We start from the raw sequence: 17,655 nt of genomic DNA on the forward strand, positions 1-17,655 counted from the left end.
GTGGCTCCGCGCAGCACAGGTGGCTCCGCGCGGCACAGGTGGCTCCGCGCGGCACAGGTGGCTCCGCGCGGCCACGGGCAGCAGGGTGCTGGCACGGGCGACTCCGCCCGACACAGGCGACTCCACGCTGGCACGGGCGGCGCGGAGCGACACGGGCGGCTCCGCGCGGCGCGGGACGTGTCGGAATCGGGTAGACCGGAAGCATGACCCCTGTGGGCAACGAGCCCGGACTCGCCGACCGCGTCCTCGGTGGCTGGCTGGGCCGGATCGCCGGCAACATGCTGGGCAAGCCGGTCGAGCAGGGCGACCAGTGGACGCATGACCGCATCGACCGCTACCTGCGGCGGGCCGGCGCCCTGCCGCTCACCGACTACCTTCCCGAACCGGCCGCCGACGACGACGGCCCGCCGCTGCGCCCCGAATGGCGTCAGTGCGTACGCGGCCGCATCCACGGCAGCTGCCGCGACGACGACATCGACTACGCCATCCTCGGCCTGGACCTGCTGGAGACCCACGGCTTCGGCTTCAGCACCGAGCAGGTCGGCGACCTGTGGCTGCTGCGGCTGCCGTACCTCCAGACGTTCACCGCGGAGCGCGCGGCGTACCGCAATCTCGCGAACGGGCTGAAGCCTCCGCTGACGGCGACGTACGACAACCCCTACCAGGAGTGGATCGGCGCCCTGATCCGCGCCGACGTCCACGGCTGGACCAGTCCCGGTCTCCCCCGCCGCGCCGCCGCCCTGGCCCGCCGGGACGCGGTGCTGTCGCACACCGGCAACGGGGTGTACGGCGCCATGTGGGCGGCGGCGATGGTGGCGGCCGCGTTCACCGCGCCGACGGTGCGGCACGCGGTGGACGAGGCGCTGGCGGTGATCCCGGCGAGCAGCCGCCTGGCCCGGACCGTACGCCGGGTCACCTCCCTCCACAGCACCCGCCTGAGCTGGGAGGACACCCTCAGCACGGTGGCGGCGGAGACGGCGGGCCTGGGCTGGATCCACACGGTCCCGAACGCCGCCGTCCTCACCGCCGGGCTGCTGTACGGCGACGGGGACTTCACCCGCACCATCGCCCTCACCGTGCGCGGTGGCCTGGACACCGACTCCAACGGGGCGACGGCCGGTTCCGTGGCCGGGGTGCTGAACGGGGCGGCGGCGATCCCCACGCAGTGGACGGCGCCCCTGGAGGACACCGTGCGCACTGCCGTCTTCGGCTTCGACGGAGTGCGGATCAGCGAGCTGGCGGAGCGCACCCTGCGGCTGGTGGGGGCGGACGTTGCGTGACCACGCCGGTCACCCGCCTCCGCCCGCCGTTGCCCGCCCTGCCCGGTCCCGCCCGCTCTTGTCGGCCCCTGCGGCCGCTGTCGGCCCCCTGGCCGCCGCTCCCCCCGCCGATGCAGGCGGTGCCGGACAGCAGGCCTGTCACGCGCCGTGCCGTCGCCGCGTCCCGGGCGGCCGTGAACGGCAGGGTGTTGCCGCCCGTGATCCTGAACGGCTCGCCGCTGACGGTGAGATGGGCACCGCCCGCCTCCTCGACCAGCAGCAGGCCCGCCGCGTGGTCCCAGGCCGCCTCCCAGGAGAACGCCGTGGCATCCAACTCGCCTCGGGCTATGGCGAGGTACTCCAGGCCGGCCGAGCCGCACGCGCGCGGGGCGATGCCGTCCGTCCGCAGGCCGAGCAGGGCGTGCTTCTGGTCGTCGGTGGTGTAGTAGGGGTGGGAGGTCGCCACGGTGAGGTCGCGGCCGGGAGCGGGCGGGCCGGCGAACAGGCGCTCACCGCCGAGGAAGGCGCCGCCGCCGCGCACGGCGGTGGCCAGTTGGTCGCGGGCGGGTGCGTACGTCCAGGAGGCGTGCACGACACCGTGCCGGGCGAGCGCGACCAGGGTGCAGAAGCCGTCGTCGCCGTGCACGAACTGCCGTGTGCCGTCGACCGGATCGACGATCCACACCGGGACGTCGCTCTGTATCGCCTCGTAGCTGGCCGGGTTGGCGTGCACCGCCTCCTCGCCGACGACGACCGAGCCGGGCAGCAGGGCGGCGAGGGCCTCGGTGAGATACAGCTCCGCGTTGCGGTCGGCGTCCGTGACCAGGTCGTGCGGCCCGGCCTTCTGGTCCACCTCGTGCGCGGCGAGCTGCCGGAAGCGCGGCATGATCTCCGCGGCGGCGGCCTTGCGGACCGCTTCCTCCACATCACCGGCGTGGCGGGCGAGAAACTCGTCGATGGTTTCCGTGTCTCCGATCATGTCTCCATGAGAACACGCCCCACTGACAATCCCCGCCCCGCCGGTGCACACCGGGTGGAATCGGGATGAAGACGAGGGCCGAGCCCTCTGATTCATCGCCTCCCTCGGCGCTCCGCACCCCCTTCCTCAACGCCCCACCGCGTATCCCTGCATCCCCCGTGGATTCGCCGCCGCCGACAGGATTCCCGTCTCGGGGTCGCGGGCGACCGCGCACAGGCGGCCCTCGGACCACGCGTCGGCGACGGTCACGTCGTGGCCGCGCCCGCGCAGGCCCTCGATGACGGGGTGGGGCATGCGGGACTCCACGGTCACGCTGCCCGGCCGCATGCCGCGCGGGTAGAAGGAGCCGGGGAAGGCGTCGTTGTGCCAGTTCGGGGCGTCGATGGCGCCTTGGAGGTCGAGGCCGCCGCGCACGCGCGCGCGTAGGGCGACGGCGAGGAAGAAGTGCAGCTGCCACTGGTCCTGCTGGTCGCCGCCGGGGGTGCCGAAGGCGAGGACCGGGACGCCGTCACGCAGGGCGAGCGACGGCGTGAGGGTGGTGCGGGGGCGGCGGCCGGGGGTGAGGGAGTTCGGCAGGCCCTCCTCCAGCCAGGTCATCTGCAGCCGCGTGCCGAGCGGGAAGCCCAGCTCGGGCACGACCGGGTTGGACTGGAGCCAGCCGCCGCTGGGCGTGGCCGCGACCATGTTGCCCCAGCGGTCGACGACGTCGAGGTGGCAGGTGTCGCCGCGGGTGGCCCCGTCCGGGGCGGTCTCGGGCTCGCCCGGCACCGGCGACGTCGGACGCTTGGCGACGGTCGGCTCACCGGCCCCCATAGGGCTGAAGCCGGGCTCGTCCGTGGCCACCACGCGCGCGTGGGCGCTCAGCCGTGGCTCGCGTCCGCCGGGGCTGCCCGGCCGCAGTTCGTGCGACGCCTTGTCGCCGATCAGGGCGCGTCGGCCGGTGTTGTAGGGCGCCGAGAGCAGCTCGCCGAGCGGGACCTCGGCCGCGTCGCCGTACCAGGCCTCCCGGTCGGCCATGGCGAGCTTGCATCCCTCGACGAGGAGGTGGACGTAGTCGGCGGAGCCGTGGGCGGGCAGCTCGGGCGGAAGGAGGGCGAGCTGCTGGAGGAGGGCCGGGCCCTGGCTCCAGGGGCCGGCTTTGCAGACGGTCCAGCCGTTCCAGTCGTACGTCGCCGGCGCCTCGTAGGTCGCGGACCAGCCGGCGAGGTCGGCGGCGGTGAGCGTGCCGGTGTGGTGCGCGCCGCTGGTGTCCAGGGTGGGGCGCTGTGCCTGGCGGACGAGGGCCTCGGCGATGAAGCCGGTCCGCCAGACCTCCCGCGCGGCCTCGATGCGGGCCTCCCGTCCCCCCGCGCCGGCGGTCTCGGCGAGGAGCCGCTTCCAGGTGCGGCGAGAGCGGGGTTGCGCAGCAGACGGCCGGGGCGGGGCGCCTCGCCGCCGGGCAGGTAGACGTCGGCCGAGGAGGTCCACTCGGTCTCGAACAGCTCGCGTACCGTCTCGACGGTCGCGCCGATGTTCTCCACGGGCGCGTGGCCGTGCTCGGCGTATCCGATGGCGTACTTCAGGACGTCGTCGAGGGATCTGGTGCCGTGGTCGCGCAGCAGGAGCAGCCAGGCGTCGAAGGCTCCGGGGACGGCCGCCGCGAGGGGGCCGGTGCCGGGGACGAGGTCCAGTCCGAGGCCCCGGTAGTGGGCGACGGTCGCGCCGGCCGGGGCCACGCCCTGCCCGCAGAGCACGCGCACCTCACCGCCCGCGGGGGCGAGCAGGACGGGGACCTCGCCGGCGGGGCCGTTGAGGTGGGGTTCGACGACGTGCAGCACGAAGGCTCCGGCCACGGCGGCGTCGAAGGCGTTGCCGCCGTCCTCCAGAACGGCCATCGCCGACTGGGAGGCCAGCCAGTGGGTGGAGGACACCATGCCGAAGGTGCCCTGGAGCGTGGGCCGGGTGGTGAACGGCACTTCTCACCTCTTCGTCGACGCGACAGCCGGTCGGATCAGCGCCCCGGATCGTACCCGCGGCCGTCATGGTGCGAACCGCCGCACGCCTCGGCCCGGCCGTCGGCCCTCGGGGCCGATATCCGCTCCGGCCGCTGGGTACCCGGGGCGTCCACGCGCGGGTCCGCCGCGCCGGCGTACGTCAGGAGGCCGACATGGCCGGCATGAGCCCGGTCGACGTGCGGAAGGCCCTGAAGGGCGCCGACCACACCGCCGGCCGCGACGACCTCGTCGCGCCGGCCCGTGGCGACGGTGCCGACGAGAAGGTCGTCGACAAGCCGTCGCACGCGGGGACGGAGAGGTTCGACGGCCCCGACGACCTGCAGAAGGACCTCTTCGACAACGCGTAGGCGCGGACGCGTCGACGCGTCCGCCGAGGTCACGGCCGGCCCAGTGGCTCGCCGCACGACCCCGGCGGGCGGTGCCCCCGCGCCCTCGCGTCCGGGGCCGGCCCGGACGCGCGTTCCGCTGTACGTACCCGATCCGAGGACGGTGGCGACGATGACCGAGTACGAGCGTTCACGCACCATGCCCGCGCCGCCGGAGCGCGTCTTCGACCGGGCCGCCGACATCGGCCGGATGGACGTCTGGCTGCCGGACGCCCTGCACGTCGACGCCGGGGACCTGCCTGCCGTCACGGTGCACGAGGACCGTACCGACGAGGACACCTCGGCCCTGTTGCGCGCGCGGCGCGAGCAGATGCGGCTGGAATGGGGCACCCGCGACAAGGGCGGCTACACGGGCTGGCTCCAGGTGGCCGGCATCGGTGGCGACACCAGCGAGGTGACGGTCCATCTGTCCTTCTTCGACGCCGGGCACGACCCGGGCGAGAAGGCGGTGAGCGAGGCCCTGGACACCAGTCTGCGGCGGCTGGAGGAGCAGGTACGGCCGCCCGCGGACCGCACGGGCGGCTGACCCGGAGACCGGACGAGGCCTACCCGCGGGCCCCCGGGGCGGGGCGTACCGCCCGGCGTGGCGGGAAATCCGCGCTCTGCTGTCACCGTGCCACCACGGAGCGAGTTCGGCCTTTCGCCCCACAGGGAGTCGTGTGAAACTGGCGTCCCCGTCCGCATAGTGGACCTCGTCCGCACCGTCCCCCACGAAAGCGCGCCGTGCGTTCTCTCCCCCTGCCGCTCGCCCTCACCGCGCGACTGACCCCGGTGATCGTGCTCGCCTGCGCGGGCTGGGCGATGTCGTCCGGTCCGACCGACCCCGCGAAGGACACGGCGGCCAAGGAGACGCAGAAGCCGCGCACCGAATCGTCCGCGCCCTCCTCGACGGCGGTGACGAAGACGTACGTCGCCGCGCCCGCGCCCTGCACGAGTGTGGCCGCGAAGACGGTGGGCTCACTGGTACCGGCCGCGAAGACGGCGGGCAAGGAGATCCCGTCGACGGACACCTCCCTGCGCCGCACCTGCTCCTGGAACGCCCTCAAGGGGTACGACTACCGCTGGCTGGACGTCTCGTTCGAGCTGACGGAGTCCGACGAGGCCGCCGCGACCTCGTACAAGGAGCGCACCACGGAGAAGGGCGGCGGCGGGGCCGTTCCGGGGCTCGGCGACGAGGGCTACTCGGTGGTGAACCTGACCACGGAGGACAAGCAGCAGACCCGTGAGGGCACCGTCATCGCGCGCGTTGCGAACGCCCTTGTCGTCGTGACCTACAACGGCAGCGACTTCGAGTCGAAGAAGGCCCCCGGCACGGAGGAGATCAACAAGGGCGCGATCAAGGCGGCGAAGGAAGCGGTCGCTTCGCTGAAGGCCGCCGCGGTGAACTGAGGGGCTGCCCGGGAGCCGGGACAGGGGCGGTCGGCGGGTTCTTCCACCCGCCGGCCGCCGCCCGAGGTTCCTCCCGCGTCACACGGTGGCCCTGTCACGTCCTCTCAGCAGCATCAGCGCCAGGTAGAGCGCCATCGAGGTGCCCAGGCCCACCGCCCAGCCGTAGTCGGCCAGCGGCTCCAGCGCCGCGACGGGACGGCCGTCGATCAGCGGTTCGAAGCTCGCGCCGCCGACGGCGAGGACGCCGCCCACCACGAAGGCCACGACGGCCCGCCAGTTCCAGCCGGCGGTGTACCAGTAGCGGCCGCCCGTCCGGTACAGGTCGGTCAGGTCGAGTTGGCCGCGGCGCAGGATCCAGTAGTCGGCGATGAGGATGCCGGCGACCGTGCCGAGCAGACCGCCGACCAGGCCGAGCCAGGTGAAGATGTAGCCCTCCGGGTCGGAGTACAGCTTCCACGGGAAGATGAGCACACCCAGTACGCAGGTGACGAGCGCACCGGTGCGGAAACTGATCTTCCGGGGCGCGATGTTGGAGAAGTCGAAGGCCGGCGAGACCAGGTTGGCCGCGATGTTCACGGACAGGGTCGCCACCAGCACGGTGACCAGCGCGAACAGCAGGCCCACGACGTTGTCCGTCTTGGCGGCCAGCTCCACCGGGTTCCAGATGGTCTCGCCGTACACGGCCTGCGAACCGGAGGTGACCATCACCGACAACAGCGCGAACAAGGTCATGGTCGTGGGAAGACCCAGGGCCTGGCCCCACATCTGCGCCTTCTGGCTCCTGCCGTAGCGGGTGAAGTCCGGGATGTTCAGCGACAGGGTCGACCAGAAGCCGATCATGCCCATGAGGGACGGCCAGAACAGTTTCCAGAAGTCGCCGCCCCAGCCGAGCTTGGAGGGCTGGTCGAGCAGCGGGCCAAAACCGCCCGCCTTGTCGCTCATCCAGATCAGCATCACGAAGGCGCCCACGAGGACGAAGGGCGCCGCCCAGTTCTCGAAGCGGCGGATCGTCTCCATGCCCCGGTAGATGATGGCGACCTGGATCGCCCAGAAGATCGCGAACGACAGCCACATGGTCCAGGGGTGGCCGCCGAACCGACCTGCCTCGCTCCAGCCGTTGCCGATGAGCTTTCCGGCGAGGAAGTAGATCGCCTCGCCGCCGATCCAGGTCTGGATGCCGAACCAGCCGCAGGCCACCAGGGCCCGTACGACAGCGGGGAGGTTGGCGCCGCGGATGCCGAAGGAGGCGCGGGCGAAGACCGGGAAGGGGATGCCGTACTTCGGTCCCGCGTGCCCGGTGAGCAGCATCGGTACCAGCACGATCAGGTTGGCGAGGGCGATGGTGAACACCGCCTGCTTCCAGTCCATGCCGACGGCGATCAGACCGGAGGCGAGGGTCCAGGAGGCCGTGTTGTGGGCCATGCCGACCCAGAGCGCGGAGAAGTTGTACGTGGTCCAGGTGCGCCTCTCGACGGGGACCGGCAGCAGGTCCTCGTTGGCGTAGGGGCCGCTGGGCGGCGGCGAACCGGGGGCGATCTCCACCCGGCCGTCGGCGAGGGTGACTTGAGGGGTCGGTGGTATGGCCGTGGGAGCGGTGTCGGTCATGGGCAGGCCAATCGAACGAGGTGGGACGGGAGAGGCCGTGCGGGCGGTACCGAGGGGGGTGCGCGGGAGAGCGCCCTGGGCCCCCTTCCCGGAACGGCGGGAAGGGGGAGCTCTGTGGGAACGGTCGACCGGCGGGACATCGGCTCCCGGCGGCGGTTCAGCCGTTGAGGGCGGGGATGACCCTGGTGCCGTAGGCGTCGATGGTGGCCTCCTGCGCGTCGTGCATGTCGTAGACGGCGAACTGGTCGACGCCCAGCGCGCGCAGCGCGTTCAGCTTCTCGATGTGCTTCTCGACCGGGCCGACGAGGCAGAACCGGTCGACGATCTCGTCGGGCACGAACCGGGTGTCCGGGTTGTCGGCGCGGCCGTGGTGCGAGTAGTCGTAGCCCTCGCGCGCCTTGATGTAGTCGGTGAGTTCGTCGGGTACGGCGGCGGAGTGCTCGCCGTACTTGGAGACCAGGTCGGCCACGTGGTTGCCGACCATGCCGCCGAACCAGCGGCACTGGTCACGGGCGTGGGCGAGCGCCTCGGGCGAGTCGTCCTCGGTGACGTACGCCGGGGCGGCGACGCAGATCTTCACCTCATCGGGGTCGCGGCCGACGGCGACGGCGGCGTCCTTCACGGCCTTGACCATGTACTCGGTGAGGTACAGGTCGGCGAGCTGGAGGATGAACCCGTCGGCCTCCTCGCCGGTCATCTTCAGCGCCTTGGGGCCGTACGCGGCCATCCAGACCGGGAGTTCGGCGCCCGGCCTGATCCACGGGAACCTGATCACCGTGCCGCCGAGGTCGGCCTCGTCGCCGCGGCCGAGGGCGCGGATGACCTTCATGGCCTCGCTGATCCGGGCCAGGGTGTTGGGCTTGCGGCCCGCGACGCGCATCGCGGAGTCGCCGCGGCCGATGCCGCACACGGTGCGGTTGCCGAACATGTCGTTGAGGGTGGCGAAGGTGGAGGCGGTGACCTCCCAGGTGCGGGTGCCCGGGTTGGTGACCATCGGGCCCACCGTCAACCTGCTGGTGTTCGAAAGGATCTGACTGTAGATCACGAACGGTTCCTGCCAGAGCACGGCCGAGTCGAAGGTCCATCCGTAGGTGAATCCGTTGCGCTCGGCCCGCTTCATCAGGCTGATGACCTTGGAGGCCGGCGGGTCGGTCTGCAGGACGAGTCCGAAGTCCATGGCGCCACTCCTAGTTGAGGTACTGACAGGTGGAGCGCGGGGTGTAGGCACCGTGACCGGCGCGACCGGTGTACTCCCGGTCGGTGATGACGGGCTCGCCCCGCGAGAGGACCGTCTCGACACGGCCGGTGATCCGCTTGCCCTCGTACGCCGAGTAGTCGACGTTCATGTGGTGGGTCGCGGCGGAGACGGTCTGCTCGGCGTGCGGGTCGTAGATGACGACGTCCGCGTCGGCGCCCGGGGCGATGGTGCCCTTCTTCGGGTACATGCCGAACATGCGCGCCGGGGTGGCGCAGGCGATCTCGATCCAGCGGCGGCGCGAGATGTGTCCGTCGACTACGGCCTGGTGGAGCAGGTCCATCCGGTTCTCGACGCCCGGCAGACCGTTGGGGATCTTGGAGAAGTCGCCCCGGCCCAGCTCCTTCTGGCCCACGAAGCAGAAGGGGCAGTGGTCCGTCGACACCACCTGGAGGTCGTTGGTCCGCAGGCCCTGCCACAGCTTGGCCTGGTGCTCCTTGGGGCGCAGCGGCGTGCTGCACACGTACTTGGAGCCCTCGAAGCCGGGCTCGGCGAGGTTGTCGGTGGACAGGAACAGGTACTGCGGGCAGGTCTCGCCGAAGACGTTCAGTCCCTCGTCCCGCGCCCGGGCCAGTTCCGCGACCGCTTCCATGGCCGATACGTGCACCACGTAGAGGGGCGCGCCGGCGACCTGCGCGAGCTTGATCGCGCGGTGGGTGGCCTCGGCCTCCAGCAGCGCCTTCCGTACTTCTCCGTGGTAGCGGGGGTCGGTCTCACCGCGCGCCAGGGCCTGCTCGACCAGGACATCGATGGCGATGCCGTTCTCCGCGTGCATCATGATCAGGCCGCCGTTCTCGGCGGAGCGCTGCATGGCGCGCAGGATCTGGCCGTCGTCGCTGTAGAAGACGCCCGGATAGGCCATGAACTGCTTGAAGGAGGTCACTCCCTCCTCCACCAGCAGGTCCATCTCCTTGAGCGTCTCCTGGTTCACGTCGGAGACGATCATGTGGAAGGCGTAGTCGATCGCGCAGTTGCCCTCCGCCTTGGCGTGCCAGGCGTCCAGGCCCTCGCGCAGCGTGTGGCCGACACTCTGCACCGCGAAGTCGACGATCGTCGTCGTGCCGCCCCAGGCGGCCGCGCGGGTGCCGGTCTCGAAGGTGTCGGAGGCGGAGGTGCCGCCGAACGGCAGTTCCATGTGGGTGTGGGCGTCGACCCCGCCCGGGATGACGTACTTCCCGGTGGCGTCGATGACCCTCCCCCACCCTTCGGACGGGGGCGTCCCCGTCTCGCTCCGCCCGGCGGTCCAGGCGTCGGCGGCCGGGGTACCGGAGGCGGCGAGGGCGACGATACGGCCGTCCTCGATCAGGACGTCGGCGTGGATCTCGTCGGACGCGGTGATGACGAGGCCACCACGGATGACGGTTCGGCTCATGCGTTGACGCTCCGCTGGGTTGTGGTCGGCAGATGCGGGTCGTGGGTGGCGGGTCGCGTCCCGGGGCGGGGCCGCGCGGGGCTCATGGGCACCCCGCCCCGCGCCCCCTGACGAGGGCTGCGCCCCGCACGCGGGACGCGGGCGGCCGCACCGGTCAGGGAGCGGTCAGTGGGGGGTAGGCGTCGGGACGGCGGTCCCGGTAGAACTGCCAGCGGTCGCGGACCTCGCGCAGCTTGGCCATGTCCAGGTCGCGGACGACGAGTTCGCTCTCCTTGTCGCTCGCCACCTCGCCGACGAACTGGGCCTCCGGGTCCACGAAGTACGAGGTCCCGTAGAAGTCGTTCTCGCCCAGCTCCTCGACGCCGACCCGGTTGATCGCGCCGACGAAGTACTCGTTGGCGACGGCCGCCGCCGGCTGCTCCAGCTGCCACAGATAGGCGGACAGGCCGCGCGAGGTGGCCGACGGGTTGAAGACGATCTCGGCGCCCGCCAGGCCCAGGGCTCGCCAGCCCTCGGGGAAGTGGCGGTCGTAGCAGATGTACACGCCGATCCTGCCCACGGCGGTGTCGAAGACGGGCCAGCCCACGTTGCCGGGACGGAAGTAGAACTTCTCCCAGAAGCCCTTCACCTGCGGGATGTGGTGCTTGCGGTACTTGCCGAGGTACGAGCCGTCCGCGTCGATCACCGCGGCGGTGTTGTAGAGGACGCCTGGCTGCTCCTCCTCGTACATCGGCAGCACCAGGACGATGCCGTGCTCCCTGGCGAGGGCCTGGAAACGCTCGACGATCGGCCCGTCGGGGACCTGCTCGGCGTACTCGTAGAAGGCCGGGTCCTGGACCTGGCAGAAGTACGGTCCGTAGAAAAGTTCCTGGAAACACAGGACCTGGGCGCCCTGGGCGGCCGCGTCGCGCACCGCCTGCTCGTGCACCCGGATCATGGACTCCTTGTCGCCGGTCCACGCGGTCTGGAAGACGGCGGCTCGGATCACTCGGCTCATCGGGACCTCCGGTCGCTCGGTGTGCGAGGAGCCTAGGAAGTCCGAAAGCCGGCTTTGAGGTGCACCGTGTCACGTCCGCGGGCGTCCGGCGTGCCACGGTGTCACGACTTCGTCGACGCATGTTTCACCACCATTTTCCCAGGTCGTCGCATGTTTCACTCCTGTTGCGCACCGGTCGTGCCGGCCGTTGCCCACGGGTTGTGCGCCGCGCTGTCCCGCCCGTCGCCGGCCGGCCCCACGTCGGCGGCGCCGGCCGCACCGAAGCGGCTCATGCCTGTTGCGCGTCGTGCGCGAGGAGGGCGATGTGCACCGACGCGGCCTGTTCGAAGTCGTCGAGGTCCACACCGAGCCGCCCCTGGATCGCCTCCAGCCGCCGGTACAGCGCGGGCCGTGAGACGTGGTGGAGCTGGGCGGTGCGGGACTTGTTGCGGCCGGTGGCGAGGTAGGTGCGCAGGACGGCCAGCAGATCCTCCCCGGCCGCGCACAACAGCCCGTCCAGTTCCCGTTCGGCGAAGGCCTGCACGTGCGGGTCGTCCCGCAACAGCCGTATCAGGCCGCGCAGGTGGACGTCCTTGAGGCGGACGACGGCCGGCAGGTCCAGGACGGCCGAGGAGTCGGCGACGGCGTCGGCGACGTGCTGGGCCTCGCGCAGCCCGGCGGGCACGTCGTCCCAGGCGATGCGGGGCGCGGCGGCGGCCACGACGGTGCCGCTCTCCCCGGACTCGGTGCGCAGCCGGGCCGCGAAGTGGGCGGCGAGCGCCTCGGCGTCCTGGTCCCGGGCGAGGCTGAGCAGTACCGCGGTGGCCCCGTCGGCGAGTTCGGCGACCAGACCGGCCATGCCCAAGAGGCGCAGCATGCGCTCCAGTTGGGCGCAGTCGCCGGCGCGGACGACCAGCGGGACGAAGGTGCGCCGGTTCACCGGCAGTCCGGCGGCCCGCGCGCGCGGCAGCAGCTGACGGGCCGCCACGACGCCGGACACCAGGTCGGTGAGCAGGCCCTGCGCGGACTGCTCCTCCCAGGAGTGGGCGGTTGCGCCGCCGAGCATGCGGTGCAGGACGAGGGCCTCGGCGGCCCGGTCGGCGAGCAGCCGCCCGCCCGCGGTGTCGCCCCGGTAGCCGCAGAGCATGATCTGGCCCCAGCGTTCACCGCGTCCGCCCAGTTCGGCGCGGATCCAGCCGTCACCCTCGCTGCCGCCGGCCTGGCGGGCGATGCGTTCCCAGTCGCGCAGCACGTCGTCGACCGCGGACCGCTCCCCGGCGGTGGCCAGGACCCGGTGGGCGAGATTGGTGACGACGACGGGACAGCCGGTGTGGTGGGCGATCTCGTCGAGCAGGTGCTGCAACGGGGCACCGGCGGTGATGAGCCCGGTGAGCGCGGTGCGTACGGCCTCGGACAGGCTGACGGCGGCGAACTTGCGCCGCACGAGCCGGGACTGGACCTCCTCGGTCAGTTCCGCGAAGGGGGAGGGCCGGTGCAGGACGACCAGGGGCAGCCCGCACCGTTCGGCGGCGCGCCGCATCATGTCCGGCGGGGCGGGGAACGCCCGGCCGAGACCCAGGACGACGGCGGCGGCCTCGGCGCGGTGCAGCGAGCGGATGTACTCGGCCTGCGCGTTCTCGTCGCCGGCGAGCAGGACTCCGGTGGTGAGGACCATCTCGCCGCCGCTGAGCATCACGCCGACGTCGGCGGCCTCGGCGACGTGCACCCAGCGCACCGGCCGGTCGAGCTGGGCCGCGCCGGCCACCACCTCGGGCTCCCCGGCCAGCACGCGCTCCAGCGCGAGGACCTGACGGACCGACAGGGCGGGCTCCAGGGGCTCGACGGGCCCCCAGTACTCCCGGGTGGTGGTGGTCATGGCGTGGTTCCCTTACTCAGGCGCTGCGTGCGCTCGGGCACCGCGGTGCGCTCAGGCGCTACCGCGTGCCTCTCAGCGCGCGTTCGAGGATCGCGGCGCCCTCCTCGGCCTCCGCGACGGTCAGGGACAGGGGCGGGGCGACGCGCAGGGCGCTGGTGCTGTGGCCGCCGCCCTTGCCGATCAGCAGGCCCTCGGCGCGGGCGGCCTCCAGGACGGCGGCGGCCCGGTCGGGGTCGGCCTCGTCGGTGCCGGGCCTGGTCAGCTCGACACCGATCATCAGCCCGCGTCCGCGTACCTCCCGTACGCCCGGGTCCTGGGCGGCGGCGGCCCGCAGCCGTTCGATGAGCAGTCCGCCTACCCGCCGGGCGTTGCCCTGGAGGTCGTGCTCCAGCAGATGGGTGAGGTTGGCGAGGCCGGCGGCCATGGTGACCTGGGTGCCGCCGAAGGTGGAGATGCTGTTGGCGTCGAGGCAGTTCATGATCTCGGAGCGGGCGACGACCCCGCCGACGGACATGCCGTTGCCGATGCCCTTGGCGAAGGTGACGATGTCGGGCGGACCGTTGCGGTCGTGTGCCTGCCAACCCCAGAAGTGGTCGCCGGTGCGGCCCCAGCCGGTCTGCACCTCGTCGGCGATCCACAGGATCCCGTATGCGTTCAGCACTTCGCGGAATGCCGCATACAGTCCGTCCGGTGGGGACGTGAAGCCGCCGACGCCCTGGACCGGCTCGGCGATCAGGGCCGCGGGCGGCCGGGTGTGACCGAGCAGATCCTTCAGATCCTCGACGCACGCGGCGATGAACGCGGTGTCGTCGAGCGACGCGTAGGGGCCGCGGGTGCGCACGCCTCCGTGGACGTACAGCGTCTGGAGCGGGGACAGCGAGGTGGGCGACCAGCCGCGGTTGCCGGTGATACCGACGGCGCTGAAGGAACGGCCGTGGTAGCTGTTGCGCATCGCCAGGATCGTGTTGCTGCGCCGGTACGCGGTGGCGAGCAGCAGGGCGGTGTCGTTGGCCTCGGTGCCGGAGGTGGTGAAGAAGACGCGGGCGTCCGGGACGGCGCTGAGTCGGGCGATGCGCTCGGCGAGTTCGACCATCGGGCGGTTGAGGTAGAGCGTGGAGGAGTGGACGATCCGTCCGGCCTGCTCGCTCACCGCCTTGGTGACCTCGGGCAACGCGTGCGCGGTCATGGTCGTGAGGATGCCGCCGAAGAAGTCGAGGTACTTGTTGCCCTGGGCGTCCCATACGTGGCGGCCCTCGCCGTGGGTGATCTCCAGCGGCCGGTCGTAGTAGAGGGCGAGCCAGTCCGGCAGGACCCGGCGGTGGCGGTCGTGGAGGTCGTTCACGGCTGGACCAGCCCCTCGTAGGCGTCGGGGCGGCGGTCGCGGTAGAAGGCCCACGTCTGCCGCACCTCCTCGACCAGGTCGAAGTCGAGGTCCCGGACGAGGAGTTCCTCGTCCTTGTCGCCTGCGGTCCCGCCGACGAACTGTCCGCGCGGGTCCACGAAGTAGGACGTGCCGTAGAAGTCGTTGTCGCCGTATTCCTCGACGCCGACCCGGTTGATGGCGGCGACGAAGTACTCGTTGGCGACGGCGGCCGCGGGTTGTTCGAGCTGCCAGAGATGGGACGAGAGCCCTCGGTGGGTGGCCGACGGGTTGAAGACCAGCTGGGCGCCGTTGAGGCCCAGTTGGCGCCAGCCCTCCGGGAAGTGACGGTCGTAGCAGATGTAGACGCCGACCTTGCCGACGGCCGTGTCGAAGACCGGCCAGCCGAGGTTGCCGGGCTTGAAGTAGTACTTCTCCCAGAAACCCTTCACCTGCGGGATGTGGTGTTTGCGGTACTTGCCGAGGTAGGTGCCGTCCGCGTCGATCACGGCCGCGGTGTTGTAGTAGAAACCGGACTGCTCGATCTCGAAGACCGGCACGACGATCACCATGCCCGTCTCGCGGGCCAGCTCCTGCATACGACGTACGGTCGGTCCGTCGGGGACCGGCTCGGCCCAGCGATAGTGCTCCGGCTCCTGGACCTGACAGAAGTAGGGCGCGTTGAAGACCTCCTGGAAACCGATGATCTTCGCGCCCTGCCTGGCCGCCTCGCGGGCGTGCTCCTCGTGTTTCGCCACCATGGACTCGGTGTCGCCGGTCCAGGTGGCCTGGACCAGGGCGGCACGTACGACGTTGGCCATGAGCTGCTCCTTCGACGGGAAACGTCAGAGCCCCTCTACGCCCGTAGAAACGGGCCGTAGAGGGACGAACGTAAGCCTCCGGGACAGGCTTGCCAAGACCATCGTCGTTAACCCGCGGAGTCGATCTCGTTTCACACTCCGGTGGGTGAGTCACGGGCGTACGGCGTACGGGCGGGGTCCGGGTCAGGTGGCGAAGCCGGCGACGCGCAGCGCGTGGACCAGATCCCAGTGGCACTCGTCCGAGACGCCACGGGCCGCCGCCAGCAGCAGCGGGATCAGAAGCTGCGGGTCGGGGGCGGCGCTGCGGGCCGCCTCCTCGGGGGTGCGGACGCGGACGTAGGCGTCGAGCAGCGCGCGCACCTCGCGGTGGCGCCCCTCGGCCACCAGGGCACCGACGGCCTCCCCGATCTCCTCGGCCGGACGGGCGACGCCCTGGCGCAGGATCTGCTCCGCATCGGCCGTGCGGCCCGCCTCGACCAGTGCGTCCGCCGCGGCGACGAGCCGGTCGGCGGGCAGCGAGGCGGCCTCCCACAGCAGGGTCGTCCAGTCGGCGGTGAGCCCGGAGCGCTGGAGGCCGGCGGCGACCAGCGGGATGCGGGCGGCGGGCCAGTACGCGAACTCGACGAGCAGCGCGTGCGCCTCGCCGCTGCGGCCCTCGGAGCGGAGCCGGACCAGCCGCTCCACCGCCTCGGCGGTCTCGTGCCGGGCCGCCGCGTCCACCGGCCGGGACGACGGCTCCGGCCGTCGCTGCGCCTCCTCCGCGGCTCCGGCGAACCGGGCGCCGCGCGGGCTACGGCGCGTGCCCGGCGCGGGCGTCGGCTGCGCGGTCCCGCCGACGGGCGGTTCGGCGACGGGCGGTACGGCGACGGGGCGGCCTCCTCCTCGGCCATCCCGGCGAACCGCGCACCGCCCCGGCGGCGTTTGCGCTGCTTGGGGACGGCGGCGGGGGCGGTGTCGGCCGGGGCGGGTCCGCGTGCGGCCGGATCGGCGTGTGGTCCCTGGCGGAGGTGCGGTTCCTCGTGGGAGTGCGGTTCCTCGTGGGAGTGCCCGCCCGCGGACCCCGGGTGCCGGGCGGCGGGAGCGGAGGGGGCCGCCCGGGAGTGCGGGGACGCCGCGGGCGCACGGGAGTCGTCGTACGGGGCGTACGGGGCGTACGGGGCTGCCGAAGAGGCACGGGGCCCGCCGGGGGCGGGCGCCGGGGCCGGGCGGGTGTCACCGTGCACGTCGGTTTCTCCCTGCCGCACCGGCGCGGCCCCGTCGATCCGGCCGCCGCCACCGCCACCTCCACCTCCACCAGAACCGAAACCGGCACCGCCGGTAGCGCGACCACCCCCGCGCCGGTCCAGTTCCGAGATGCGGTAACGGAGTTCGGCGCAGCGGGCGGTGGCCCGTTCGTGGTCGTCTTGGGCCCAGGCGAGGTCGAGGCGGAGGGTCTCGACCTCCTCGCGGGTGGTCGCGGCGGCGAGGAGACGACCCAGTTCGGCCTGCCGGTCGAGGGCGTAGCGCTGCTCGCGGAGCATGACGTCGAGCCGGTCCCCCAGGGCGTCGCGGGCACCGGGCCCGGCGTCGTAGGCGGTGAGGGCGGCGATGTGCAGGGGCCGGGCCCGCTCCGCCTCCTGGGCGGCGACGGGGGTGCCGTGGTTCGCGGCGAGGTCCTGGAGCAGGGCCTCCACCACGTCCCAGGGCGGCACCTCACGGCCGTCGAGGCAGGCCCGCATACCGTCGGGGTCGCGCTGCCAGAAGACCGCGCACCAGCCGACGCCCTGATCGAGGCGCGCCAGCAGTCCGTCCAGGTAGGTCGCAAACTCCCGCAGGTGCCCTGGGAGTTGATCCAAAGCCATCGCCCAACTCCCGCCGACCGGAACACTCCGGTCCGTAGAAAACACCATTCGTGTTACAGCGCGGATACGGGGAGTTTTCATTGGGGACGCGACGGTCTCCCGACGCGGTCCCTACGGATGAGCGGAACGGGTTTCCGGACCACCGCCACCACTCGGACGACACGGTCGGCCCGACCGATCCGATCGGCCCGACGCCCCGACTACCCCGACCGCTCCGACCACCCCGACCACCCGGACCACCCGGACCACCCGGATCGCCCCGACCACCCGGATCGCCCGGATCGCCCGGATCTCCCGGATCAACCCGACCACCCCGGTCGACCCGACCGCCGGATCGACCCGACCGCCCGGATCGGCTCCACCGACCCGATCCCGCCGAGCGTGTCGGCGGAGATCCCGGTGCTCGCGGCGACCCCGGCCGGGCCATGACCGCCGAGTGCCCCGCGGAGCGGTCCGGCGAGCCGCTCGCCGCGTTCGCGACCCACCTGCACGGAAACCCGCCCGCGCGGAAACCCGCCCGCGCAGGAAACGATCACCAAAGT

Annotated in this window: 11 protein-coding genes and 3 pseudogenes; 4 read left to right on the forward strand and 10 right to left on the reverse strand. The window is 72.3% G+C overall.

Annotated elements, in window-relative coordinates; translation table 11 throughout:
• Nucleotides 1–203 precede the first annotated feature (203 nt).
• A complete protein-coding gene (locus BM536_RS25320) occupies nt 204–1,280 on the forward strand; it encodes an ADP-ribosylglycohydrolase family protein (protein WP_073500222.1) in 1,077 nt (358 codons plus the stop codon).
• 115 nt (nt 1,281–1,395) lie between these two features.
• On the opposite strand, the pseudogene BM536_RS25325 reads toward BM536_RS25320, so the two are convergent.
• Together BM536_RS25325 and BM536_RS25330 are read right to left on the reverse strand one after the other, a co-directional pair.
• A pseudogene (locus BM536_RS25325) lies at nt 1,396–2,238 on the reverse strand (inositol monophosphatase family protein); the annotation flags it as partial.
• A 126-nt stretch (nt 2,239–2,364) separates the two neighbouring features.
• Nucleotides 2,365–4,151 (reverse strand): annotated as a pseudogene (locus BM536_RS25330) (gamma-glutamyltransferase family protein).
• A 233-nt stretch (nt 4,152–4,384) separates the two neighbouring features.
• On the opposite strand from BM536_RS25330, the gene BM536_RS25335 reads away from it, so the two are divergent.
• The 3 genes from BM536_RS25335 (at nt 4,385) to BM536_RS25345 (ending at nt 6,007) form a co-directional block, all read left to right on the forward strand.
• Nucleotides 4,385–4,579, forward strand: coding sequence for a DUF2795 domain-containing protein (locus BM536_RS25335; protein ID WP_073497998.1), 195 nt, complete (start codon nt 4,385–4,387; stop codon nt 4,577–4,579).
• A gap of 151 nt (nt 4,580–4,730) precedes the next feature.
• Nucleotides 4,731–5,144 carry an SRPBCC family protein gene (locus BM536_RS25340; protein ID WP_073497994.1) on the forward strand — a complete coding sequence of 138 codons (414 nt, stop codon included), beginning with the start codon at nt 4,731–4,733 and terminating at the stop codon, nt 5,142–5,144.
• Between the two features lie 197 nt (nt 5,145–5,341).
• The gene (locus BM536_RS25345; RefSeq protein WP_073497992.1) at nt 5,342–6,007 is read left to right on the forward strand and encodes a hypothetical protein; all 666 of its coding nucleotides are present in this window, start codon (nt 5,342–5,344) and stop codon (nt 6,005–6,007) included.
• 78 nt (nt 6,008–6,085) lie between these two features.
• Here BM536_RS25345 and BM536_RS25350 read toward each other — a convergent pair whose 3' ends face one another.
• The 8 genes and pseudogenes from BM536_RS25350 to BM536_RS25385 all read right to left on the reverse strand — a co-directional run bounded on the left by BM536_RS25350 (nt 6,086) and on the right by BM536_RS25385 (nt 17,113).
• Nucleotides 6,086–7,612: an NCS1 family nucleobase:cation symporter-1 gene (locus BM536_RS25350; protein WP_073497990.1), complete on the reverse strand. Its 1,527-nt coding sequence runs from the start codon at nt 7,610–7,612 to the stop codon at nt 6,086–6,088.
• Nucleotides 7,613–7,769: 157 nt separating this feature from the next.
• A complete protein-coding gene (locus BM536_RS25355; RefSeq protein ID WP_073497988.1) occupies nt 7,770–8,789 on the reverse strand; it encodes a TIGR03842 family LLM class F420-dependent oxidoreductase in 1,020 nt (339 codons plus the stop codon).
• Nucleotides 8,790–8,799: 10 nt separating this feature from the next.
• Nucleotides 8,800–10,239: a dihydropyrimidinase gene (gene hydA / locus BM536_RS25360; RefSeq protein WP_073497986.1), complete on the reverse strand. Its 1,440-nt coding sequence runs from the start codon at nt 10,237–10,239 to the stop codon at nt 8,800–8,802.
• Between the two features lie 154 nt (nt 10,240–10,393).
• Nucleotides 10,394–11,236, reverse strand: coding sequence for a nitrilase-related carbon-nitrogen hydrolase (locus BM536_RS25365; protein ID WP_073497984.1), 843 nt, complete (start codon nt 11,234–11,236; stop codon nt 10,394–10,396).
• Between the two features lie 268 nt (nt 11,237–11,504).
• Nucleotides 11,505–13,091 (reverse strand): PucR family transcriptional regulator, encoded by a 1,587-nt coding sequence (locus BM536_RS25370; protein ID WP_094103551.1) that lies wholly within the window; start codon nt 13,089–13,091, stop codon nt 11,505–11,507.
• Nucleotides 13,092–13,149: 58 nt separating this feature from the next.
• Nucleotides 13,150–14,433, reverse strand: a complete 1,284-nt coding sequence (locus BM536_RS25375; protein ID WP_073497980.1) for an aspartate aminotransferase family protein — start codon at nt 14,431–14,433, stop codon at nt 13,150–13,152.
• The gene (locus BM536_RS25380) at nt 14,430–15,272 is read right to left on the reverse strand and encodes a nitrilase-related carbon-nitrogen hydrolase (RefSeq protein ID WP_073497978.1); all 843 of its coding nucleotides are present in this window, start codon (nt 15,270–15,272) and stop codon (nt 14,430–14,432) included. The genes BM536_RS25375 and BM536_RS25380 overlap by 4 nt, the downstream gene beginning before the upstream one ends.
• 183 nt (nt 15,273–15,455) lie before the next feature.
• A pseudogene (locus tag BM536_RS25385) lies at nt 15,456–17,113 on the reverse strand (hypothetical protein).
• Nucleotides 17,114–17,655: the final 542 nt, after the last annotated feature.

Origin of the sequence: Streptomyces phaeoluteigriseus, assembly GCF_001896135.2 — a bacterium.
GTDB lineage: Bacteria > Actinomycetota > Actinomycetes > Streptomycetales > Streptomycetaceae > Streptomyces > Streptomyces phaeoluteigriseus.